Source organism: Streptomyces sp. NPDC001832 (assembly GCF_040297265.1).
Taxonomy (GTDB): domain Bacteria; phylum Actinomycetota; class Actinomycetes; order Streptomycetales; family Streptomycetaceae; genus Streptomyces.
In genome coordinates, this window is record NZ_JBEOYU010000008.1 from 47,413 (window position 1) to 70,222 (window position 22,810).

At 69.8% G+C, this 22,810-nt stretch carries 18 protein-coding genes; 6 read left to right on the plus strand and 12 right to left on the minus strand.

The window, feature by feature from the left end; translation table 11 throughout:
* Positions 1-7: 7 nt before the first annotated feature.
* The 4 genes from ABT115_RS09220 to ABT115_RS09235 form a co-directional block, all read right to left on the minus strand.
* A complete protein-coding gene (locus ABT115_RS09220) occupies positions 8-1,636 on the minus strand; it encodes a succinic semialdehyde dehydrogenase (RefSeq protein WP_351785916.1) in 1,629 nt (542 codons plus the stop codon).
* Between the two features lie 142 nt (positions 1,637-1,778).
* Positions 1,779-3,458 (minus strand): serine/threonine-protein kinase, encoded by a 1,680-nt coding sequence (locus ABT115_RS09225; RefSeq protein WP_351785919.1) that lies wholly within the window; start codon positions 3,456-3,458, stop codon positions 1,779-1,781.
* A 130-nt stretch (positions 3,459-3,588) separates the two neighbouring features.
* Positions 3,589-5,781: a serine/threonine kinase C-terminal domain-containing protein gene (locus ABT115_RS09230; RefSeq protein WP_351785922.1), complete on the minus strand. Its 2,193-nt coding sequence runs from the start codon at positions 5,779-5,781 to the stop codon at positions 3,589-3,591.
* Between the two features lie 182 nt (positions 5,782-5,963).
* The gene (locus tag ABT115_RS09235; protein ID WP_351785925.1) at positions 5,964-7,988 is read right to left on the minus strand and encodes a serine/threonine-protein kinase; all 2,025 of its coding nucleotides are present in this window, start codon (positions 7,986-7,988) and stop codon (positions 5,964-5,966) included.
* A gap of 119 nt (positions 7,989-8,107) precedes the next feature.
* Here ABT115_RS09235 and ABT115_RS09240 point away from each other — a divergent pair, with 119 nt between their 5' ends.
* Positions 8,108-9,187, plus strand: coding sequence for a serine hydrolase domain-containing protein (locus ABT115_RS09240; protein WP_351785928.1), 1,080 nt, complete (start codon positions 8,108-8,110; stop codon positions 9,185-9,187).
* Between the two features lie 35 nt (positions 9,188-9,222).
* Here the strand turns inward: ABT115_RS09240 and ABT115_RS09245 are convergent, their stop codons facing one another.
* Positions 9,223-10,929 (minus strand): glycerol-3-phosphate dehydrogenase/oxidase, encoded by a 1,707-nt coding sequence (locus ABT115_RS09245; RefSeq protein ID WP_351785930.1) that lies wholly within the window; start codon positions 10,927-10,929, stop codon positions 9,223-9,225.
* A gap of 300 nt (positions 10,930-11,229) precedes the next feature.
* Between ABT115_RS09245 and ABT115_RS09250 the strand changes: the two genes are divergently transcribed.
* Together ABT115_RS09250 and ABT115_RS09255 are read left to right on the plus strand one after the other, a co-directional pair.
* On the plus strand, positions 11,230-12,492 hold the full coding sequence (locus ABT115_RS09250; protein WP_351785932.1) for a nucleotide sugar dehydrogenase: 1,263 nt from the start codon (positions 11,230-11,232) through the stop codon (positions 12,490-12,492).
* A gap of 130 nt (positions 12,493-12,622) precedes the next feature.
* Positions 12,623-13,177, plus strand: coding sequence for a hypothetical protein (locus ABT115_RS09255; protein ID WP_351785935.1), 555 nt, complete (start codon positions 12,623-12,625; stop codon positions 13,175-13,177).
* A gap of 83 nt (positions 13,178-13,260) precedes the next feature.
* On the opposite strand, the gene ABT115_RS09260 is transcribed toward ABT115_RS09255, so the two are convergent.
* From ABT115_RS09260 to ABT115_RS09275, 4 genes are all read right to left on the minus strand, one after another.
* Positions 13,261-14,385, minus strand: coding sequence for a GuaB3 family IMP dehydrogenase-related protein (locus tag ABT115_RS09260; protein ID WP_351785937.1), 1,125 nt, complete (start codon positions 14,383-14,385; stop codon positions 13,261-13,263).
* Between the two features lie 104 nt (positions 14,386-14,489).
* On the minus strand, positions 14,490-15,992 hold the full coding sequence (gene guaB, locus ABT115_RS09265) for an IMP dehydrogenase (RefSeq protein ID WP_351785939.1): 1,503 nt from the start codon (positions 15,990-15,992) through the stop codon (positions 14,490-14,492).
* A gap of 127 nt (positions 15,993-16,119) precedes the next feature.
* A complete protein-coding gene (locus ABT115_RS09270) occupies positions 16,120-16,695 on the minus strand; it encodes a sigma-70 family RNA polymerase sigma factor (RefSeq protein WP_003966888.1) in 576 nt (191 codons plus the stop codon).
* 288 nt (positions 16,696-16,983) lie between these two features.
* On the minus strand, positions 16,984-17,595 hold the full coding sequence (locus ABT115_RS09275) for a response regulator transcription factor (protein ID WP_003948568.1): 612 nt from the start codon (positions 17,593-17,595) through the stop codon (positions 16,984-16,986).
* A gap of 414 nt (positions 17,596-18,009) precedes the next feature.
* Here ABT115_RS09275 and ABT115_RS09280 point away from each other — a divergent pair, with 414 nt between their 5' ends.
* On the plus strand, positions 18,010-18,345 hold the full coding sequence (locus tag ABT115_RS09280; protein WP_093893461.1) for a WhiB family transcriptional regulator: 336 nt from the start codon (positions 18,010-18,012) through the stop codon (positions 18,343-18,345).
* Positions 18,346-18,432: 87 nt separating this feature from the next.
* Here the strand turns inward: ABT115_RS09280 and ABT115_RS09285 are convergent, their stop codons facing one another.
* Positions 18,433-19,323, minus strand: a complete 891-nt coding sequence (locus ABT115_RS09285) for a LysR family transcriptional regulator (protein ID WP_351785943.1) — start codon at positions 19,321-19,323, stop codon at positions 18,433-18,435.
* A 52-nt stretch (positions 19,324-19,375) separates the two neighbouring features.
* On the opposite strand from ABT115_RS09285, the gene ABT115_RS09290 reads away from it, so the two are divergent.
* Positions 19,376-19,507: a hypothetical protein gene (locus ABT115_RS09290; protein WP_351785945.1), complete on the plus strand. Its 132-nt coding sequence runs from the start codon at positions 19,376-19,378 to the stop codon at positions 19,505-19,507.
* A 35-nt stretch (positions 19,508-19,542) separates the two neighbouring features.
* Entirely contained in the window at positions 19,543-20,316 is a 774-nt protein-coding gene (locus tag ABT115_RS09295) for an SDR family NAD(P)-dependent oxidoreductase (RefSeq protein ID WP_351785947.1), read from the plus strand.
* Positions 20,317-20,449: 133 nt separating this feature from the next.
* On the opposite strand, the gene groL is transcribed toward ABT115_RS09295, so the two are convergent.
* Both groL and groES read right to left on the minus strand, forming a co-directional pair.
* Positions 20,450-22,075 carry a chaperonin GroEL gene (groL, locus tag ABT115_RS09300; protein ID WP_351785950.1) on the minus strand — a complete coding sequence of 542 codons (1,626 nt, stop codon included), beginning with the start codon at positions 22,073-22,075 and terminating at the stop codon, positions 20,450-20,452.
* Between the two features lie 99 nt (positions 22,076-22,174).
* Positions 22,175-22,483, minus strand: a complete 309-nt coding sequence (gene groES / locus ABT115_RS09305) for a co-chaperone GroES (RefSeq protein WP_351785952.1) — start codon at positions 22,481-22,483, stop codon at positions 22,175-22,177.
* Between the last annotated feature and the right edge of the window lie 327 nt (positions 22,484-22,810).

Sequence of the window (22,810 nt, forward strand, 5' to 3'; positions counted from 1 at the left end):
ACGGGATTCAGCGCAGGCGGAACGCCTTCATCACCTTCAGGCTGCGAGTCATGAACGCCGCGTACTTCTCGTCGTCCATGCCGAAGGAAGGGGCGAGCGGAATGAGCCGCTGCTGGGCGACGGTCTGCGCCTCGGTGAACTTGAGGATGCCCTCGGAGCCGTGCCGCCGGCCGAGACCGGACTCCTTCATGCCGCCCATCGGGGACTGCACACTGCCGTACGCGGAGGCGTACCCCTCGTTGATGTTGACCGTGCCGGTCCGCAGCCGGGCGGCGATCTGGTGGCCGCGCTTGGAGTCCTTGGTCCAGACGCTCGAATTCAGCCCGTACGGGGTGGCGTTGGCGAGGGCGACGACCTCGTCCTCGTCGGTGAAGCGGTAGATGGAGACGACCGGCCCGAAGGTCTCCTCGCCGCAGACGGCCATCGGCGCCTCGACGCCGTCGAGGATGGTCGGCTCGTAGAAGAGCGGGCCGATGTCGGGACGGGCAACCCCGCCCGCGACGAGCTTGGCGCCCTTCTCGACGGCCTCCGCGACATGCCGGGTGACGGTCTCCAACTGGCGCTCGCCGACCAGGGAGCCCATGTCGGCGCCGTACGCGAGGGAGCGGCCGAGCCGCATGGCCTTCGTACGGGCGGCGAAGCGCGCCACGAAGTCGTCGGCGACCGACTCGTGGACGTACAGCCGCTCGATGGAGACGCAGAGCTGGCCGGCCGAGGAGAAGCAGGCACGGACGGCGCCCGCCGCCGCCTTCTCCACATCGGCGTCCTTGAGGACCAGCATGGCGTTCTTGCCGCCCAGTTCCAGCGAGACGCCGACGAGCCGGGCCGCCGCACCCTGCGCGACCTCGCGGCCGGTGCGGGTGGAGCCGGTGAACGAGACATAGTCGGCGTGCTTGACGACCTCGGGGCCGACGACCGGTCCGTCGCCGAGGACCACCTGGAACACCTCGGCGGGCAGCCCGGCCTCGATCAGCAGGTCCCGGGCCCACAGGGCGGTCAGCGCGGTCTCCGTGTCGGGCTTCATCACGACGGCGTTGCCGGACACGAACGCGGGCAGCGCGTCGCCGACGGACAGCTCGAACGGGTAGTTCCACGGCGCGATCTGGCCGATGACGCCACGTGGCTGGCGCAGCTCGGTGACCTTGGTGAGGGTCGGTACGGCTCCGGTGTGCCGCTTCGGCTTCAGATACGCGGCGGCCCTGTGCCCGTAGTGACGGGCCACGACGGCGACGGCCTGCACCTCCTCGTGGGCGTGCAGCCGGGCCTTGCCGGTCTCCAGCTGGATGAGGTCGAGCACCTCGGCCTGGCGGCTGAGTACGAGGTCGTGGAAGCGGAGCAGGACGGCTGCCCTGGCCCGGACGGGGGTCGCGGCCCAGGCCGGCTGGGCGGCACGGGCCCGCTCGAAGGCCGTCGCCACGTCCTCGGGGGTGGACTCGGGCAGATCGGCCAGCTTCTCCCCGGTGAAGGGGGTGTGGTTGGCCGTACGGCCGGAACCGACCACGCCGCGGGTCAGCTGGGCGATCACCTCGGGTGTCACCACATCGGCTGCGGTGCGCGCGCCCACGGGGGCGGCGGCCACGGGGTTGGTGCCGACCGGGGCTACGGGGGTGGACGTGGAGGCCTGCGTGTCCGTCATGAGGGCGAGATTACGTCCAGCCGCACGCTTTGGGTACCCGCGAGTAATGGCTTTTCACAGTCCCCACAAATGAGCCAGTGATCACTGGCACCAAAGCCCCTGATCAGGACCCCTGTGGTCGCCGGCACGGTTCGGCAGCCTCTCAGTCGGAACTGCCGGGCGCACGCCATCCGCGCAGCATCGTGTCGAACTGCTCCCGGGTGGTGTCCCAGTCCGAGTCCGGACCCGTCATGTACATCGCGTACTCGGGGCCGCCCGCCTCCCCGTAGTACATCTGGTCGATCGCATGGCGCGGGCCGGGGTGGTTCTTGCTCTCGGTCCAGGTGAACTCCCAGAGCGAGCCCTCCCGGTCGCGGTACGTATTGGGGTGCAGGGTCTTGCGCTGGTATGCGGGCAGCCGTTCGGCGAGCTGCTTCTCCAGGTTCAGCATGTGCATGTACGGGTTCTCGAAGTCGGGCGTCGGGTCGATGCTGATCCGGATGTAGTGCACACCGTTGTCCGGGGTGTAGTCGACCTGGTTGCCGTCCGCCCGGCGCTCCCAGCCGTCGGGGACGATCAGGCTGAAACCTTCGGGGTCGTTCACTCGATGCCAGCCTTTGGGTATGTCCTTCCCCGAGGTGTCGGGGTTCGCCGGGCGCGAAGTGCCGGAGCTTTCGGGGCTTTCGGTCGCGTGCGTGCCCGTGCCGCCCCGCTCGCCAGCGCTGTCCGCACGGTTCTGGTACTCCAGCACGGCGAACCCCGCGCCGCCGCCGAGCAGCGCGGCTGCGGCGATGACCACAACCGTCGTACGCCACCGGCCCCGGCTGCGCCGGGTCACCGGGGGCGACGCCGGGGGAAGTGACTGGTCGGCGGCGGAACCGGCGGCCGGGTTGGGCTGTTGAGCGGTACCCGCCGCCCCCGCCTCGGACGTGCCGTCCTGGCCCAGCGTGCGCAGATCTTCGTCGGGAACGCGCTGCGTCGGTACGAACGCCTGCGCGGCCTGGGGCTCGCGGCCCTCCATGGCGTCCAGCAGCATCCGTTCCGCCTCCGCCGCCGACGGCCGGTCCTCGGGGTCCTTGCGGAGCAGTGCGGTGATCACGGGGGCCAGCGGGCCCGCCCGCCCGGGCGGCGGTGGTTCCTCGGTGACGACGGCCTGCATGGTGGAGATCGGTGACGAGCGGCGGAACGGCGAGCGCCCCTCGACCGCGGTGTAGAGCGTGGCACCGAGGGACCACAGGTCGGACGCGGGGCCCGGATCGCCGCCGCGTACCCGCTCAGGCGCCAGATAGTCGATGGAGCCGACCAGTTCACCGGTCCTGGTGATGGTCGAGTCGCCCTCTATCGCCGCGATCCCGAAGTCGGTGAGCAGCACCCGCCCGTCACTGGCCAGGAGTACGTTTCCGGGCTTCACGTCCCGGTGAAGGACCCCCGCGCCGTGTGCGGCGCGCAGGGCACCCAGCACATGGAGGCCGACCCTGGCAGCCTCGCGCGGCTCGATCTCACCGGACTCCTTGGCCGCGTCGGCGAGTGACGGTCCGTCGACGTACTGCATGACGATCCACGGCCGGTTGTCGTACTCGATCACGTCATGGACCGTGACCACGCCCGGATGCGTGATCCGGGCCGCTGCGCGGGCCTCCTTCTGCGTGCGGGCGTGCAGCACGATCCGGTCGGCCTCGGCGGCGTACTGCCCGGCGGTCAGTTCCTTGACCGCGACCGTGCGGTGCAGCACCTCGTCGTGGGCGCGCCAGACCTTGCCCATGCCGCCGCGCCCGAGGACTTCGCCGAGCCGGTACCTTCCGGCCAGCACCAGTCCTGTGTCCGTGCCCTGTGATTGATCCACGTATCCCAGCCCCGTTCCTTCGGAGGCCAGATTACGGAGGGGATGCGGGCCACGGAACCTCGCACCCCCCAAGAGACCGCACTGTGATGCTTGTCGCTCAGCCACCACTCGGGTGATGTGCCGCCACCGTTCAGGGCGTCACGCGGTAGGAAGCGACGGCTTGTTCGTAGATGTCCGAAACCTTGTCGCGCCGGTCCTCAGGGCCGATGACCTGGAGGATGTGGTAGCGGCCGTCGACAATCATCGCGAGGTTACGGGCGTACACCTCGCGGCCATTGGCGTCCTGCCAGGTGAACTGGCCCTCGGCCATGGCCTGTCGGCCGACATCGATCCGGCGCAGCCCGCTCGACCCCGACCAGCTGGAGTCGCGGAACGGCTGCAACTCCAGCTCCTTGTCGGCCTGGTACGCCAGCGGGTCGTTGCCATGGGCCTTGACGGTGTCGCGTCCGGGGACGATCAGCAGGCTGAAGCCGTCGCTGCCGTACCGGATCTGACGGTCAGCGTTGACGGGGCTGCGCTGCCAGCCCTTGAGCACACCGACCTCGAAACCCTCCGGGTCCTTGCGCAGGGCGTAGCCGGGGGCGAGCGCGACGGCGGAGCGGCTGGTCTGCGGCCGTTGCGCACCGGACGGCTGAGCGGGCGACTGCTCGCCGGACGCACCGGCGCCGGGCTCAGGTGAAGCGGACGTCGAGGACGCCGGGCCCGAGGAGCGGGTGCCGGAGTCGCTGTCCGCCTTGGGCATGAACATCGCGGCGTACGCGATGGCCGCGACCAGGGCCAGCAGGATCAGCACCAGGAGCAGCCGCCCGAGCCGTCGCGGCGCCCGTCCTTCGCCCTGCTGGGGGCGGGGCGGCGGGGTGCGCAGCGCCTTAGGGCCCTTGGGCTCGCGCGGCGCCCTGGGTGCTCGTTCCGCCCTGGGACTGTCGTGGCGGTCGGGTCTCTCCTTCGTGTGGCGGTGGCGGCCGCGGGCCGCGCCCTGGCCCATGAGGCCTCGGCGCCTGCGGACCAGCTCGCCCCGGCGGCGTACGACGGGCAGCCGGGCGCTGTCGAGGGACGGCAGTGACACGACGTCCAGACCGGCCTCGGGCTCGGGCGCCGACCGTACGAGGGAGCGCAGCCAGCCTCGCAGTTCCTCGACGTCCGGCCGCTCGGTGGGGTCCTGGCGCAGCAGCGACTCGACGACGGGGCGCAGCGGACCGCACTCCTCGGCGAAGGCGGGCGGCTCCCCGCACACCATCTCGACAAGCTCGGCCGCATTTTCCTCCGGGTACGGGGCGTGCCCCTGGACGGCGCGGTAGAGCAGCGCGCCCAGCGCCCAGAGGTCGGTGGCGGGGCCGATCGGCGGCGCCAGCTGCCAGTTCTCGTGGACGGGTCCGGCCTGCTCGGGTGCCCAGCGCTCGGTGACCGCGCCGACGACGGCGATCCGGGTCTGCCGGGCGCGCTCGGCCGCGAGGGTGGTGGCGGGGCCGCGGTAGGCGGGGCCCGTACGACCGCTCGCGACGCTCTCGTCCCAGCTGCCCGGCTGTTGCTGCGGCTCGGGCCGGTGCGCGGGCAGCGCCGGGGAGTTGCCATGGCCGCGGGCATCGGCACGCAGGGTGTCCTCGTCCGAGCCCCCGGCGGGGACCGGGTGCCCGGATCCTGGGCCGTCGCTCCAGGTGCCGGTGAGCGGCAGCCGCCGGCCGGGCGGCGACTGGCCGTCGCCTCCGTAGCCGTCGTCGTCCTCGCCGTCGGGCTGAGGCGTCGGTGCGTACCCGCAGAGCGCCTCCTCCGCCGCTCCGGCCGCCAGACCGGTCAGCACGACGCGACCGTCGTCGCAGACCAGCACTGTGCGGACGGTGATGTTGCGGTGGGTCCAGCCGTGAACGTGCAGCGCCCGCAGCGCCGTCAGCACGTCGGAGCCGATCTCGGCGGCCCGGAAGGGGTTGAGCGGGCACTCCGCGAGCAGGGCCGCGAGCGGGCGGGCCATGACGAGTTCGCTCACGATCCAGAGCGAGCCGGCCTCGGCGAAGACGTCGAAGACCTGATCGAGCCTGGGGTGGTCGGGGACCTGGGCCGCCGCCTGCGCCGCCTCGATGGCGCGCTGGACCGCCGGGTCCGTGGCCCGCCGCACGGCATGCCCGGTCGCCCGGCGGGCCGCCGGGGCCGGGCCGTCGGCGTCGAGTACCTCGGCGTCCACCACCTCGGGCAACGGCACCTGCCGGACCAGGACTTCCTGCCCGCTATAGGTGTCGAATGCCCGGGTCTCGACCAGTTCGTACTCATCGGACGGGGGCAGCGGAAGGCGGTAGCGGTCGGCAAGCACCCGACCCGCATAGTCGTCCACGACGCCTCCCCGGAGCGCGCTGTCCCCCAGCCACGAAGACCGCATAAATGCGTCAATTACGGTCACTTGCCGTGCAATTGACTCACCGTTCTAGCTGCGTACGGACTTCAAGCTCTCACGATACGTGGCAAGTGACGGCCGCGCGGCAGGGTCGGCGCATCCTGGCCCTTTTCACCCACGGATCAGTCGGTGGGCTCGAACGTCTCGAACGCGGTCTCGCGCAGCGTCGAGCACTCCTTGCCGTCCCACTCGCTCGCCTTGCAGCTGATCATGATCGCGTAGCCGTGGGTGGCGTCGACTTTGAAGCCCCGATTCAGCACCCGGATCCGCTGACCCTGCTGGGTGCGCTCGAACCCCCAGTCGGCGACGGTCGGGTAGCCGTTGTACTGGACGTCCTTCACGAAGAGGTGGCGGTAGTCGTTGCTGCTGGCCTTGACGCCGCCCTTCGCGGCGTTCCAGGATGCTGCGGCGTCGTCGCCGGGCGAATTGGTGTAGTCGACCTGGACGCGCGGGAAGCCGCCGTCGACGTTGTAGATGCCGCCGGAGTTGCGACCGGCCGTGGCGTTGAGCCGGAAGTCCTCGGGCATCGCCATCGTGAAGTGGAACTGTTTGTTCTTGACGGTTTTGTACCCGGCGGGCAGTGCGTCAGCAGCATCCGGGGCGTCGCCCTTCGAACCGTCCGCCCCCTTGTTCGAGTTGTCGCCCTTGCCCTTGTCCTGGTCTTGGTCCTTGCCCTGGTCCTGGCCCTTGTCCTGGTCCTGGTTCTGGTTCTGGTCCTGGGGCTCGCCGCTGCCACTGTCGGTGTCGGTGTTGGTGTCCGCGGATCCGCCGGTCGTCGAGGCCCCGGCCGAGGTGGACTTGTCGTCCTTGCCGTTACCGCCGCTCGCGTCATCCTTGCCGTCTCCGTCGAGCGTGAGGGCGAGGACCGTCACAATCACGGCGAGCACGATCACAGCCACGGCGAGCGCCAAGGTGCGGCGTGGCACCACGTCCGTGATGGACGCCGAGGGCGGGGTGGTCGGCGACGTGGCGGGACGCGGCGACGGTACGGCGGCGGGGGCCGTGGCAGGCTTCGCCGGAGCCGAAGGCCGGGCAGGCTTCGAAGGGCCCGTCGAGGAAGCGGTCGGGGGAGGGGGCGGGGCAGTGGTCGAGGCTGCGGCCGCGCTCACCGCTGCGGCGGGTGCCGCTTTCGCATTCCGTACGGAGCGCAGTGCACCCTTCAGCCGGTCCCGGGCGCCCTCGCCCGATTCCCCGGACTTCGACGCCGCCTGGGCTCTTGGTTCGGTGGTCTTGCCGGGCAGCGCCATGACCTGGGTGGCCTCAGCGGGCGGGGGCACCACCGGGTCGGGCTTCTCGGGAGCGTGGATCACGTCGTTGAGCAGGGCGCGCGCGCCGGCGTCGTCGAGTCGCTGATCGGGATCTTTGGCGAGCAGGCCGTAGATGACCTCCTCCAACGGACCGGCGTTCTTCGGCGGGTCGAGCGGCTCGGTCATCACCGCGGTCAGGGTGGCGATGGCCGACCCCTTGTCGTACGGCGGGGAGCCCTCGACGCTGGCGTACAGCAGTCCACCGAGCGACCACAGATCGGCGGGCGGTCCCGGCTTGTGCCCGCGGGCGCGCTCCGGGGAGATGTACGAGGGGGCGCCGACGAGCATGCCCGTCGAGGTGACCGAGGGGTCGCCCTCGACCTGCGCGATACCGAAGTCGGTCAGCACGACCCTGCCGTCCTCGGCGATCAGCACGTTGGACGGCTTCACATCGCGGTGCAGGATGCCCTCGCGGTGCGCCGATCGCAGCACGTCGAGGATGGCGAGGCCGACCTCGGCGGCCCGACTCGGCGTCAGCACCCCGTCCTCGCGGATGGCCTCGGCGAGGGACTTGCCCTCGATGAGTTCCATCACGATCCACGGCCGGTCGTCCTCGTCGACCACGTCGTAGACCGTCACCGCGCCGTTGTTACGGATCCTGGCGATCGCCTTCGCCTCACGCAGCGTACGCGTGATGAGCCGGCGCTTCTCGTCCTCGTCGATGGCCGAGGGGAACCGCAGCTCCTTGACCGCGACTGTGCGGCCCAGCGTCTCGTCGACGGCACGCCAAACCGTGCCCATACCGCCCCGGCCGAGCACCTCCCCGAGCCGGTACCGCCCCGCAAGAAGACGTCCGTCCTTGTCCCGTTGGGGCTCCCGTGCCTGTTCCGCCTCCGACATGCGTCCCCTCTGCGATCAACCCGCCCTGGCAGAGCGTTCATTGTCCCTCACCCCGGGACCGGTCATGGTGCCGGGTCCACAGCCCGTCATGATGTGGCCCGAGGAAGGGATTTCCTGCCATGCCGAAACTCAGGGCGCTGCTTGCCGCTTCGCTATCGCTGGCACTGCTCAGCCTGGGAACAGCAACCGTGCCCAGCGAACCACACCTCACGCCCGCAGCGGCCTATCTTCCCCGGCTCGTCGCCAGGGGTGGTGCCCCCACGGCGGCGCTGCTGGCCCATCGTGCCTCTTCCGCACCGTACGACACCTACCGCTCGACGGGCCCGGGTATCCGCAGGGACGACCGGTTCCGGGCCGGCAGCATCACCAAGAGCTTCGTCGCGACGGTCGTACTCCAACTCGTCCAGGAGGGAAGGCTGCAGCTGTCGGACACCGTCGACCAGCTGCTGCCAGGACTGATCCAGGGCAACGGCAACGACGGCCGCCGCATCACCGTGCACGCCCTGCTCAGCCACACCAGCGGCCTCTACAACTACACCGCCGACGCCTCCGTCCGCCCCGTCTCCGCCACCGCCGCGGTCCGTGTCGCCCTGGCCCACCGCCCGACGAATGCCCCTGGCCACTACGCCTACTCCAACACCAATTACGTCGTACTCGGACTCGTCGTTCAGCGCGTCACCGGGAACGACTACGCCACCGAAATCCGCCAACGCATCATCACCCCCCTCCATCTCACCGGTACCTCCCTCCCAGGCGCCCGCACCACCCTGCCCGCCCCGCACGGCCGCGGCCATACCCGCGACCCGGCCGACGGCAGCTTCCGCGTTGTCACCGCGCTCGACCCACGCACGGCGGGCGCGGCCGGGGAACTCATCTCCACGCTCACCGATCTGAACCGCTTCTACGCGGCCCTGCTGGGCGGGCGCCTCCTCCCGCCCGCCCAGCTGGCGACCCTGATGAACACCAGTGCCACGCACGGCGTCTACGGCCTGGGCATCTATCCGCAGAAGCTTTCCTGCGGCACCACCGTCTGGGGCCACAACGGCCACATAACGGGCAGTTACGTCCGAACCGCCGCCACGCGCGACGGCCGGCACACCCTGACGTACCGGGTCGACACGGACACCCTGACCGATGCGGCGACACTCGAATCGGCGCTCCTCGACGCGGAATTCTGCAGCAGCGTGCCCCGCACCTAAGGCCTGGAGCCTGCCCTGCGGATCACCGGCTCGCCCTAAAGCGGCACGATGTCCGGCGCCCCGAGCCGTGCCGCATCCGCCGTGAGATCGTCCGGCTGCCGCTGCGACTCCCGCTCCGCCTGCACCCGCTTCTCGTAGTGCTCGACCTCCCGGTCGATCTGCCCCTCGTCCCAGCCCAGGACCGGCGCCATCAGCTCCGCGCAGATCCGGGCGCTGAGTGTGCCCCGGTCGAAGGTCTCGATGGAGATCCGGGTCCGGCGGGTCAGTACGTCGTCGAGGTGGCGGGCCCCCTCGTGCGAGGCGGCGTAGACGATCTCGGCCTTCAGATAGTCGTCCGCCGACGGCAGCGGTTCTCCCAGTGCCGGATCGTCGACGATCAGATCGAGGATCTCCTCGGTCATGGAGCCGTAGCGGTTGAGCAGATGCTCCACCCGGGCGACATGAAGCCCCGTACGGGCCGCGATTCTCGCCCGGGCGTTCCACAGCGCACGGTATCCCTCCGCCCCCAGCAGCGGAACGTCCTCGGTGACGCACTCCGCCACCCGCTGGTCGAGGCCGTGCACCGCCTCGTCCACGGCGTCCTTCGCCATCACCCGGTACGTCGTGTACTTGCCGCCCGCCACGACCACGAGGCCCGGCAGCGGGTGCGCCACCGTGTGCTCGCGCGAGAGCTTGCTGGTCGCATCCGACTCGCCGGCCAGCAGCGGCCGCAGCCCCGCGTAGACGCCCTGGACGTCATCCCTGGTCAGGGGTATGGCCAGGACCGAGTTGACATGTTCGAGCAGATAGTCGATATCGGCGCTGGACGCCGCCGGGTGCGCCTTGTCCAGGTCCCAGTCGGTGTCCGTCGTCCCGACGATCCAGTGCCGTCCCCACGGGATGACGAAGAGGACGGACTTCTCGGTCCGCAGGATCAGGCCGGTCGAGGAGTGGATGCGGTCCTTCGGGACGACCAGATGGATGCCCTTGGATGCCCGGACGTGGAACAGCCCGCGCTCCCCGATCAGCGTCTGGGTGTCATCCGTCCAGACCCCGGTCGCGTTGACCACCTGTTTGGCCCTGACTGCGTACTCCCCGCCTGCCTCGACGTCCTCCACTCGGGCGCCGACGACCCGCTCGCCCTCCCGGAGAAAGCCGATCACCCGCGCCCGGTTCGCCACATGGGCGCCGTATCCGGCGGCGGTGCGCACCAGGGTCGCCACATAGCGGGCGTCGTCCATCTGAGCGTCGTAGTACTGCAACGCTCCGACCAGGGCGTCCTTCCTCAGCGCCGGGGCGACCCGCAGGGCGCGGCGGCGGGAGAGATGCCGGTGAACAGGCAGGCCGCGGCCATGCCCCGACGACATCGACATCGCGTCGTAGAGCGCCACGCCGGAACCGGCGTAGAGCCGCTCCCAGCCCTTGTGCTGCAACGGATAGAGGAACGGCACGGGCTTCACCAGATGCGGGGCCAGCCGCCCCAGGAGCAGCCCGCGCTCCTTCAGGGCCTCCCGGACGAGCGCGAAGTCGAGCATCTCCAAATACCGCAGCCCGCCGTGGATCAGCTTGCTCGACCTGCTCGATGTGCCCGAGGCCCAGTCGCGCGCCTCGACGAGGCCGGTCGAGAGCCCCCTTGTCGCCGCGTCCAGCGCCGTACCGGCGCCGACCACGCCCGCCCCCACGACCAGCACGTCCAGTTCGCGCTCGGCCATCGCGGCAAGCGCCTCGGCGCGCTCCGCAGGTCCCAGTGTCGCTGTCCTCACTGCTGCCTCCCGGATAGATCGGGGTGGTCCGACACACGGGGCGACCCGACCGACCGGTCGGGCAACCCGTGCCCGCCTCTCGATTCTGTCCGCCGTCCACGACTTCGGCCACCGCCTGTGGACAACACCAGGACGACTGGAGCCGCGCAATGCGACATATAGGTCATATTTACGCCTAGTCTGACATTGCGCTGTCCCCAGCGGTTGCGCTTTCTGCTCTCATGGTCCTGGGCCGACCGGCAATCGGAGGGTGGCGCCCTCCATCTGCCGGTCGGTCCAAGGGAAGGACGGCCCATCCACATGCCCGCAGACCTCGCAGTCATCGGACTCGGCCACCTCGGCCTGCCCCTCGCCCAAGCCGCCGTCGCAGCCGGCCTCCAGACCGTCGGCTACGACGCCGACCCACGCACCTACGCGGAACTCTCCGCGGGCCGCACCCCCGTCGAGGGATCGCTCACCGCCTCGGACGTACGTCGGATGCTCTCGGGGGGTTTCCGGCCCACCACCGACCCGGCCGAACTGGGACGGGTCCGTACCGCAGTGATCTGCGCTCCCACCCCGCTCGGCGCCGACCGCACCCTCGATCTCACCGCCGTCGGCGGCGCTGCCCGCACGCTCGCCGCCCAACTACGCCCGCACACCACCGTCCTGCTGGAATCGGCCGTGCAACCCGGCACCACCGAGAGCTATGTACTGCCCCTCCTCGAAGAGGGCTCGGGGCTGCGCGCCGGACGCGACTTCCACCTCGCCCACTCCCCCAGCCGCCTCGACCCCGGCAGCAGGACCCACGTCTACGCCAACACCCCCAAGGTCATCGGCGGCCTCACCCCCGCCTGCACCGAATCTGCCGCCGCCTTCTACGGCCGGCTCACCGACAAGGTCGTCCGGGCCCGCGGGCCGCGCGAGGCCGAGATGACGAAGGTCCTGGAAACCAACTTCCGGCACGTCAACATCGCTCTGGTCAACGAGATGGCGGTGCTCTGCCACGACCTCGGCGTCGACCTCTGGGACGTCATCAGGTGCGCCGAGACCAAGCCCTTCGGCTTCCAGCCATTCCGCCCGGGCCCCGGCGTCGGCGGCCACGGTGCCCCCGTCGACCCCGGCTACCTCCTGTGCAACAGCCGCACCCCGGGCCACCCCTCGCGGATGGTCTCGCTCGCCCAGGAGATCAACGACCGGATGCCGCAGTACGTGATCCAGCGCTGCGCCACCCTCCTGAACGAGCACGGCAAGTCCGTACGCGGCGCCCGAGTGCTGCTCCTCGGTGTCACCTACAAGCCGGACCTCGCCGACCAGGAGGCCTCCCCCGCCCGGGAGATCGCGACCCGGCTGATGGAGATGGGCGCCCAGATCTGCTACCACGACCCACATGTCCTGGACTGGCGGGTACGTGAACTCCCGGTCCCGCGCGCCGACTCGCTGTACGAGGCGGCATCGAGCGCCGACCTCACCGTGCTGCTCCAGCACCACCGTACGTACGATCTCCAGGGCCTCGCCGTGAAGGCCCAACTCCTCCTGGACACCCGGGGCGCGACCCCGGCGGGGGCCGCACACCGGTTGTGAGAAGGCGTTCCCCAGGGATCTCGGTGAACGATTCCCCAAGGAATCAGGTGGGCGATGTCATAGGCGACTGCTAGCCTGCGGCGTCACTTCTCGCACAGTTGTGCGCTTCTGTTCCAGGGGGGATTCCACCATGACCCAGCCCGTGCCACCGGCGAACCAGCCGAACGACGCCCAGCCCGCCGGCAGCAACCCGTTCGCGGGCCAGCAGCCCGGCCCGTACAGCCAGCCCGGTCAGCCCGGCGTACCGTACGACGGCGCGCCGTTCGCCCCGCCGGCTCCGGCCCGCAACAACCTGGGCCTCGGCCTGATCGCCGCCGTCGTCGCGGCCCTCGTCGCCGCGGGCATCTACGGCGGGATCATCGGCGCCACCAAGCACAATATCGGCTACGCGGCCGTGGGTGTCGGCGCCATCGTCGGCTTCGCCGCAGGCAAGCTCGGCGGCCGCAACCCCGCCCTGCCGGTCATCAGCGCCGCCCTCGCGCTGATCGGTGTCTACTTCGGCCAGCTGCTCGGTGAGGCCATCGTCATCAGCAAGCAGCTCCCGCTCTCGGTCAGCGAGATCTTCTTCGACCACTTCAGCGGCCTGAACAAGGTGTGGAAGGAAGACGCGGACCCGCTGACCTTCGTCTTCATCGTGATCGCCGGAGTCGTCGCGTTCTCGGCCGCCCGCAAGGCGTCCGACTGATCAAGGCCGTCGCCCGCGGCATACGGGAGGGTCCGGACCGCGTGTGCGGTCCGGACCCTCCCGTGATTGCAGCCGGCTACGGCTCAGCGGCGGTGCTGCGAGTCAGCCACCGTCACCTCGACGCGCTGGAACTCCTTGAGGTCGCTGTACCCCGTCGTCGCCATCGCCCGGCGCAGCGCACCGAAGATGTTCATCGAACCGTCGGGCGAGTGCGAAGGACCGGTGAGGACCTCCTCGGTCGTGCCTACGGAGCCCAGGTCCACCAGTTTGCCGCGCGGCACGTCCTCGTGGACGGCCTCCATGCCCCAGTGGCGGCCGCGGCCCGGCGCGTCCGTCGCACGGGCCAGCGGGGAGCCCATCATCACTGCGTCCGCACCGCAGGCGACGGCCTTCGGCAGGTCGCCGGACCAGCCGACGCCGCCGTCAGCGATCACGTGTACGTACCGGCCGCCGGACTCGTCCATGTAGTCGCGGCGGGCTCCGGCCACATCGGCGACCGCGGTCGCCATCGGGACCTGGATGCCGAAGACGTTGCGCGTGGTGTGCGCGGCGCCGCCGCCGAAGCCGACGAGGACACCGGCCGCACCGGTGCGCATCAGGTGCAGGGCGGCGGTGTACGTGGCGCAGCCGCCGACGATCACCGGGACATCCAGCTCGTAGATGAACTGCTTGAGGTTGAGCGGCTCGGCCGCACCCGAGACGTGCTCGGCGGAGACCGTCGTACCGCGGATGACGAAGATGTCCACACCCGCGTCGACGACGGCCTTGGAGAACTGCGCGGTGCGCTGCGGGGAGAGCGCGGCGGCGGTGACGACACCGGAGTCGCGCACCTCCTTGATGCGCTGCCCGATCAGCTCCTCCTGGATCGGAGCGGAGTAGATCTCCTGGAGGCGGCGGGTCGCCGACTCCACGGGCATCTCGGCGATCTCGTCGAGCAGCGGCTGCGGGTCGGCGTGCCGGGTCCACAGGCCCTCGAGGTTGAGGACACCGAGGCCGCCCAGCTCACCGATGCGGATCGCGGTCTGCGGGGAGACCACGGAGTCCATGGGAGCCGCCAGGAACGGCAGCTCGAAACGGTAGGCGTCGATCTGCCAGGCGATCGAGACCTCCTTCGGGTCGCGGGTACGACGGCTCGGAACGATGGCGATGTCGTCGAATGCGTACGCCCGGCGGCCGCGCTTGCCGCGCCCGATCTCGATCTCAGTCACGATGGTGTGGCCTTTCCTCTACGTCTGCGCTGTCCAGTATCCCCGACACACGACTGAGGGGCGGTTCCGGGAACCCCGGGCCGCCCCTCAGCTGCGCTGTTGCGTTACTTCCTGCTGTAGTTCGGCGCCTCGACCGTCATCTGGATGTCGTGCGGGTGGCTCTCCTTGAGACCCGCGGACGTGATGCGCACGAAACGGCCCTTGGTCTCCATCTCGTCGATGGTGGCGGCGCCCACATAGCCCATCGTCTGGCGCAGGCCGCCGACCAGCTGGTGCAGCACGTTGGCGAGGGGACCGCGGTAGGGCACCTGCCCCTCGATGCCCTCGGGGACGAGCTTGTCGTCGGAGGCGACTTCCGCCTGGAAGTAGCGGTCCTTCGAGTACGACCTGCCCTGGCCGCGCGACTGCATGGCGCCCAGCGAGCCCATGCCCCGGTACGACTTGAACTGCTTGCCGTTGATGAACAGCAGCTCGCCCGGCGACTCCTCGCAGCCCGCGAGCAGCGAGCCGAGCATCACGGTGTCGGCACCGGCGGCCAGCGCCTTGCCGATGTCGCCGGAGTACTGAAGACCGCCGTCGCCGATGACCGGCACACCCGCGGCACGGGCGGCGAGCGCGGCCTCGTAGATCGCGGTGACCTGCGGGACACCGATGCCGGCGACCACACGCGTGGTGCAGATCGAGCCCGGGCCGACACCGACCTTCACACCGTCGACCCCGGCGTCGATCAGCGCCTGGGCGCCATCGCGCGTCGCGACGTTGCCACCGATGACATCGACGCCGACACTCGACTTGATCTTCGACATCCAGCTCAGGGCGTTGCTGTTGTGCCCGTGCGAAGTGTCGACGATGAGGAAGTCGGCCCCGGCCCGCGCGAGCGCCTGCGCCCGCTCCAGGGCCTCGGGGCTGGCACCGACCGCGGCACCGACGAGGAGGCGGCCCTCGGCGTCCTTCGCCGCGTTCGGGTACTGCTCGGCCTTCACGAAGTCCTTGACGGTGATGAGGCCCTTGAGCACGCCGGACTCGTCGACCAGCGGAAGCTTCTCGATCTTGTGGCGGCGCAGCAGCTCCATGGCGTCCACGCCACTGATGCCGACCTTGCCCGTCACGAGCGGCATCGGCGTCATGACCTCGCGCACCTGGCGCGTCCGGTCGGTCTCGAAGGCCATGTCGCGGTTGGTGACAATGCCGAGCAGCTTGCCCGCCGGGTCGGTCACAGGGACGCCGGAGATCCGGAACTTGGCACAGAGGGCGTCGGCCTCGGCGAGCGTCGCGTCAGGGTGCACCGTGATCGGGTCGGTGACCATGCCGGACTCGGAGCGCTTCACGAGGTCGACCTGGTTGACCTGGTCCTCGATCGACAGGTTGCGGTGCAGCACACCGACGCCACCCTGCCGCGCCATGGCGATGGCCATGCGGGACTCGGTGACCTTGTCCATCGCCGCGGAGAGCAGCGGAATGTTCACGCGTACGTTGCGGGAGATGCGGGACGAAATGTCGACTGCGTTGGGCAGTACTTCGGATGCGCCGGGCAGCAGCAGCACGTCGTCGTATGTCAGCCCGAGCGTCGCGAATTTCTCGGGCACTCCGTCGACGTTTGCAGTCATGACACCTTCCCCAAATGGCCTTGATCGGTGCGGATGTCCATGCTAACGGCCTTCGGGGGTGTCTCATTCCACGAGCAAGATCACCTAGAGGTTCTGTAGCTTCGTACGGACCGCGGCGGGAGCCGGCTCACTGCTCCGCGAGGGCCCTCAGCCTGCTCAGCGCCCGGTGCTGGGCAACCCGGACCGCACCCGGCGACATGCCCAGCATCTGTCCGGTCTCCTCGGCGGTCAGACCGACTGCCACCCGCAGGACGAGCAGCTCACGCTGGTTCTCCGGGAGGTTGGCAAGAAGCTTCTTGGCCCAGGCCGCATCGCTGCTGAGCAGCGCGCGCTCCTCGGGCCCGAGCGAATCGTCCGGCCGCTCGGGCATCTCGTCGGAGGGGACGGCCGTCGATCCCGGGTGCCGCATGGCGGCCCGCTGGAGATCGGCGACCTTGTGGCCCGCGATGGCGAAGACAAAGGCTTCGAAAGGTCTGCCGGTGTCCTTGTAGCGCGGCAGCGCCATCAGCACCGCGACACAGACCTCCTGCGCCAGATCCTCCACGAAGTGACGGGCATCACCGGGCAGCCGGTTCAGCCGGGACCTGCAGTAGCGCAGCGCGAGAGGGTGGACATGGGCCAGCAGATCATGGGTGGCCTGCGCGTCCCCCTCGACAGCACGGTGCACCAGTGCACCGATCACCGTCGTCTCGTCGTCGCGCATCGGACCATGGTGCCTCGGAGCCGCGTCTTCTGCTCCGCCGCCTCCGTAGTTGTGCACCGAAGCGTTATGAGCGGGTGCGCCGGAAGTCATGCCCTGCGCCCTCCCCTTCCGCTGGACCGAATCGTTCCCGACCTCTCAAGGATGCGGCATCGGCCGGGAAGCGTCACATACCGTCGGCGCGGAGGGCACCACCGGCGGGGCGGAGCCCGCCCCGCGCTCGTCGGCCGCGTCGCCCCGTCCGCCGGTGTGCGGACGGGGAATCGACCGGCTGCCGGCCATGACTGGTCCTCAGCGGACCAGGCCCCAGCGGAAGCCGAGCGCCACGGCGTGCGCCCGGTCCGAGGCGCCGAGCTTCTTGAACAGACGCCTGGCGTGCGTCTTCACCGTGTCCTCGGAGAGGAACAGCTCACGGCCGATCTCGGCGTTCGAGCGGCCGTGACTCATTCCTTCGAGCACCTGGATCTCACGCGCGGTGAGCGTCGGCGCCGCACCCATCTCGGCCGACCGCAGCCGGCGCGGGGCGAGCCGCCACGTCGGATCGGCCAGCGCCTGGGTGACGGTGGCCCGCAGCTCCGCGCGTGAGGCGTCCTTGTGCAGGTAGCCGCGGGCACCGGCGGCGACCGCGAGCGCGACACCGTCCAGGTCCTCGGCGACGGTCAGCATGATGATCCTGGCGCCGGGGTCGGCGGAGAGCAGCCGCCGGACCGTCTCCACACCCCCCAGACCGGGCATGCGTACATCCATCAGAATCAGATCCGAACGGTCGGCGCCCCAGCGGCGGAGGACTTCCTCGCCGTTGGCCGCCGTCGTCACACGCTCGACGCCGGGCACGGTCGCGACCGCGCGACGGAGCGCTTCTCGGGCAAGCGGGGAGTCGTCGCAGACGAGGACGGATGTCATGACCGTCCTCCGCAGCTGATGCGCGTCACCTTGAGCCTCCAGGCTGTAACAAGTCGTCACCTGAGCGGTTGACGCTCTCGGACACCTGCCCGATCGCTTTTTCTGTCAACCGCCTCCGCCCTCTCAACGACGGTCACTCGAAAGAGTTACGGGTCGGACAGCAGAGTTCGGCACTCTACGTGAGGTCACGTGCGCAGAGGGGAGCGGCGCGAATCATTCAGTCGTCAACCGAAACTTCGCGTGAAGATATGCCCTATTTGGCGGGTTTTCTTCCCTTTTGCTGGTGTCTGTGGCTAGATTCGCAATCAGTCATATTTACATCTACTTACACCCGTAGATGTAGATGTCATGGACACGGTCAACCGCAGACGACAACGACGATTCCGACGCAGCATGGTTTCGAGGAGACAAGCAATGGCAGATTTCTCCCGGCTTCCCGGACCCAACGCCGATCTGTGGGACTGGCAGCTGTTGGCGGCCTGCCGCGGGGTCGACAGCTCGCTGTTCTTCCACCCGGAGGGTGAACGCGGGGCGGCACGGAGCGCCCGCGAGAACTCGGCAAAAGAGGTCTGTATGCGATGCCCGGTACGTGCCGAGTGTGCAGCACACGCACTGGCGGTACGAGAGCCCTACGGAGTGTGGGGCGGACTGACCGAGGACGAACGCGAGGAGCTCATGGGACGGGCCCGCAACCGTCTGATCGCGGCAGCGGCGCCGTCGGGCCTTCCGTCCCCGTCGGGGCACGGCTGATCCCGCCGCGCCCCGCCCACCAAATACAAAAACGTTTCCGCACTTCACCCGGCCACCGAGGGCGGCCGGGCCACAGGCAGGCCCTCGTCAGCGGGAGGCCGCCAGGGACAGCCGGTCCAGGGTGGCCGCCACCGCCGGCACCTGGGCCAGGTCGGGCAGGGTCAGAGCGACGATCTCGCGCTCGATGGCCGGCTCGACCGTCACGGTGCGGGCCCCCTTGGGGCGTACCGACTCGATCGCCAGCTCCGGCAGTACGGCCACTCCGAGGCCGGCGCCGACCAAACCGATCACTGCCGGGTAGTCGTCGGTGGCGAAGTCGATCCGGGGCGTGAAGCCGGACTCCTCACAGACCTCCACCAGCTGACGGCGGCAGCGCGGACAGCCCGCGATCCACGGCTCGTCGGCCAGCTCGGCGATACCGACCGCGGCCGAACCGGCAAGCCGGTGCCCCTCGGGGACCAGGCCGATCAGCCGGTCGGTGAGCAGCGGGCGTACGACCAGGTCGTCCCACTCCGTGCCGGAGGCGCCGTAGCGGAATGTCAGCGCGATGTCGCAGTCGCCCTCGCGCAGCATCTCGACCGAGCGCGGCGGCTCGGCCTCGACCAGGGAGACCCGGGTGCCGGGGTGGGCCGTGCGCAGTGCCGCGAGGGCGCCGGGGACCAGCGTGGAGCTGCCACTCGGAAACGAGGCGAGCCGCACCCGACCGGCCCGCAGTCCGGCGATGGCGGCGACCTCCTCCTCGGCGGCGGTGAGCCCGGCGAGGATTCCGGAGGCGTGCCGGACGAGGGCCTCCCCCGCCTGGGTGAGCCGCATCTCGCGTCCCGTACGGATCAGCAGGGTGGTCCCCGCAGAGGCTTCCAGGGCCTTCATCTGCTGGCTGACCGCCGGCTGGGTGCAGCCCAGTTCGCGGGCGGCGGCGGAGAACGAGCCGGTGGCGGACACGGCCCGCAGGACGCGGAGATGACGGGCTTCGATCACCCTTCAACCATAAGGGGCTCTTGGGCTGGGTGCGAATTATTGGCGTGCATCTTTGAGTGTGGAGCGAGCCGCCTCGCCAACGCGACTGGAGCTGTTCCCGAAGCTGCTCGCGGCACGGGACGCGCTGCATCCCGAGTCGCTGCGTGCCGCTGTGAAGTACGTGGAGGCGGAGGCGGACAGCTGATCGCGGCGTGCCGGACAGGCACTAACGTGCCGCATATGACGACTGCACTGATTACGGGCGCCACCGCAGGGATCGGAGCCGCATTCGCGCGGCGGCTCGCGGCCGATGGGCACAACCTGGTGCTGGTGGCGCGCAACACCGAGCGGCTGCGCGAGCAGGCGACCGAGCTGCACGACCGGCACGGCATCGAGGCCGAGGTGCTGACGGCCGACCTGTCCGAGGACAAGGGGATCGCCGCGGTCGAGGCCCGGTTGACGGATCGTCACCAGTCGGTCGATCTGCTGGTCAACAACGCCGGGTTCGGCAACAAGGGCCGCTATCTGGATGTGCCCATGGCCGATGAGCTGAAAATGCTGAAGGTGCACTGCGAGGCGGTGCTGCGGCTGACTTCGGCGGCCGCGGCCGGAATGCGGGAGCGCGGGCGGGGCGGGGTCGTCAATGTGGCCTCGGTGGCTGCGTTCGTGCCGCGCGGGACGTACGGCGCGTCCAAGGCATGGGTCGTGCAGTTCACCCAGGGCGCGGCGAAGGACCTGGCCGGTTCGGGGGTGCGGCTGATGGCGCTGTGCCCCGGCTTCGTACGGACCGAGTTCCACGAGCGGGCCGGAATGGGGACCGGCAACATCCCGGGCTGGATGTGGCTCGACGCGGACAAGTTGGTGGCGGTGGCCCTGGCGGACCTGGCGCGCGGTAGGTCGGTCTCGATCCCGGACCCGCGGTACAAGGCGTTGATGGGGCTGGTGAAGGTGACGCCGCGCGGCCTGCTCGGAGGGGTCACCTCCAAGACAGGCCGCAAGTACGGGCCTCAGTGAGTGGGCGTTTACCGGAGCGGATACCCATTCCCCGGTCCCGGGCCTCGAACGCCGGACGGGCTTGATCCGACAGCCCGAGGCCCGGTACCCCGCGACGGGGTACCGGGCCTCAGTGGCTGAGCTGAGATAGCCGCTAGTGCGAGTGGCCGTGGCCGCCGTGACCGGCCTCGGCCTCTTCCTCGGCCGGCTTCTCGACGACCAGCGTCTCGGTCGTGAGCAGCAGCGACGCGATGGACGCGGCGTTCTCCAGCGCGGAGCGGGTGACCTTGACCGGGTCGATGACACCGGCCTTCACCAGGTCGCCGTACTCACCGGTCGCGGCGTTGAAGCCCTGGCCCTTGTCGAGCTCGGCGACCTTCGAGGTGATGACGTAACCCTCGAGGCCCGCGTTCTCGGCGATCCAGCGCAGCGGCTCGACGGCGGCGCGGCGCACGACCGCGACACCGGTGGCCTCGTCGCCGGCCTTGCCGAGGTTGCCCTCGAGAACCTTGACGGCGTGGACCAGGGAAGAGCCACCACCGGAGACGATGCCCTCCTCGACCGCGGCGCGGGTCGCGGAGATGGCGTCCTCCAGACGGTGCTTCTTCTCCTTGAGCTCCACCTCGGTGGCGGCACCGACACGGATCACGCACACGCCGCCGGCCAGCTTCGCGAGGCGCTCCTGGAGCTTCTCGCGGTCCCAGTCGGAGTCCGTGGCTTCGATCTCGGCCTTGATCTGGTTGACCCGGCCCTTGACGTCGCCGGGCTCGCCGCCGCCGTCCACGATCGTCGTGTCGTCCTTGGTGACGGTGACGCGGCGGGCGGTGCCCAGCACGTCCAGACCGGCCTGGTCGAGCTTGAGGCCGACCTCCTCGGCGATGACGGTCGCACCGGTGAGGGTGGCGATGTCGCCGAGCATGGCCTTGCGGCGGTCACCGAAGCCCGGGGCCTTCACCGCGACGGCGTTGAAGGTGCCACGGATCTTGTTGACGACGAGGGTCGACAGCGCCTCGCCCTCGACGTCCTCGGCGATGATCAGCAGCGGCTTGGAGCCACCGGCCTGGATGACCTTCTCCAGGAGCGGGAGCAGCTCCTGGATCGAGCCGATCTTGCCCTGGTGGATCAGGATGTACGGGTCGTCGAGGACGGCCTCCATACGCTCCTGGTCGGTCACCATGTACGGGGACAGGTAGCCCTTGTCGAAGGCCATGCCCTCGGTGAAGTCGAGGTCCAGACCGAAGGTGTTGGACTCCTCGACGGTGATGACACCGTCCTTGCCGACCTTGTCCATCGCGTCCGCGATGAGCTCGCCGACCTGCGGGTCCTGCGCGGAGAGCGCGGCCACGGCGGCGATGTCGGTCTTGTCCTCGATCGGGCGGGCGGTCGCGAGGAGCTCCTCGGACACGGCCTTGACCGCGGCGTCGATGCCCTTCTTCAGGGCGGCCGGGGAAGCACCCGCGGCAACGTTGCGCAGACCCTCGCGGACGAGTGCCTGGGCCAGCACGGTGGCGGTGGTCGTACCGTCACCCGCCACGTCGTTGGTCTTGGTCGCCACCTCCTTCACCAGCTGGGCACCGAGGTTCTCGTACGGGTCGTCGATCTCGACCTCGCGCGCGATGGTGACACCGTCGTTGGTGATGGTGGGAGCACCGAACTTCTTGTCGATGACGACGTTGCGGCCCTTGGGGCCGATCGTCACCTTGACCGTGTCGGCAAGCTTGTTGACGCCGCGCTCAAGGGCGCGACGGGCGTCCTCGTCGAACTTCAGAATCTTCGCCATGGCAGCTGAGCATTCCTCTCAAACGAACTGCGCCCCGGACCGCCCGGCTGGTTATTCGCAGGGGGCCAGGGGCGCAGAACAGAAGCAAACGTGGGTGAATTACTTCTCGACGATCGCGAGAACGTCGCGAGCCGAGAGGACGAGGTACTCCTCGCCGTTGTACTTCACCTCGGTGCCGCCGTACTTGCTGTACAGCACGACGTCGCCGGTGTTGACGTCGAGCGGAAGGCGCTCGCCGTTCTCGAAGCGACCCGGGCCCACGGCCAGGACGACGCCCTCCTGGGGCTTCTCCTTGGCGGTGTCCGGAATGACCAGGCCGGAGGCCGTGGTCTGCTCGGCGTCGAGCGGCTGGACCACAATGCGGTCCTCGAGCGGCTTGATCGCAACCTTGGAGCTGGCGGTCGACACGATCCGGTCTCCCCCTTCGGAGATCTCACGGGGTTAAGAGTCTTGGTGTGGCGACCAGGTGGATCCGTCGTCGCGGGTGCCGGACCTGCCAGTCGCACAGTACTGCTGGCACTCTCCAGTGGTGAGTGCCAGCACCGAGACTATGACCGGGATTAGCACTCGGTCAAGCGGAGTGCCAATTCAGTCAGTCGTGGCGTCATGCCGGCCCCGCCCGCGCACGGTGCGACGGGGCGCCGGCCGCATGCCACAGCCCAGGCAGCGCAACGGTCCGGACAACACAGGGACAACGAAGGGACTCACCGCGCCGTTCCGTACGACCGTGGGTTC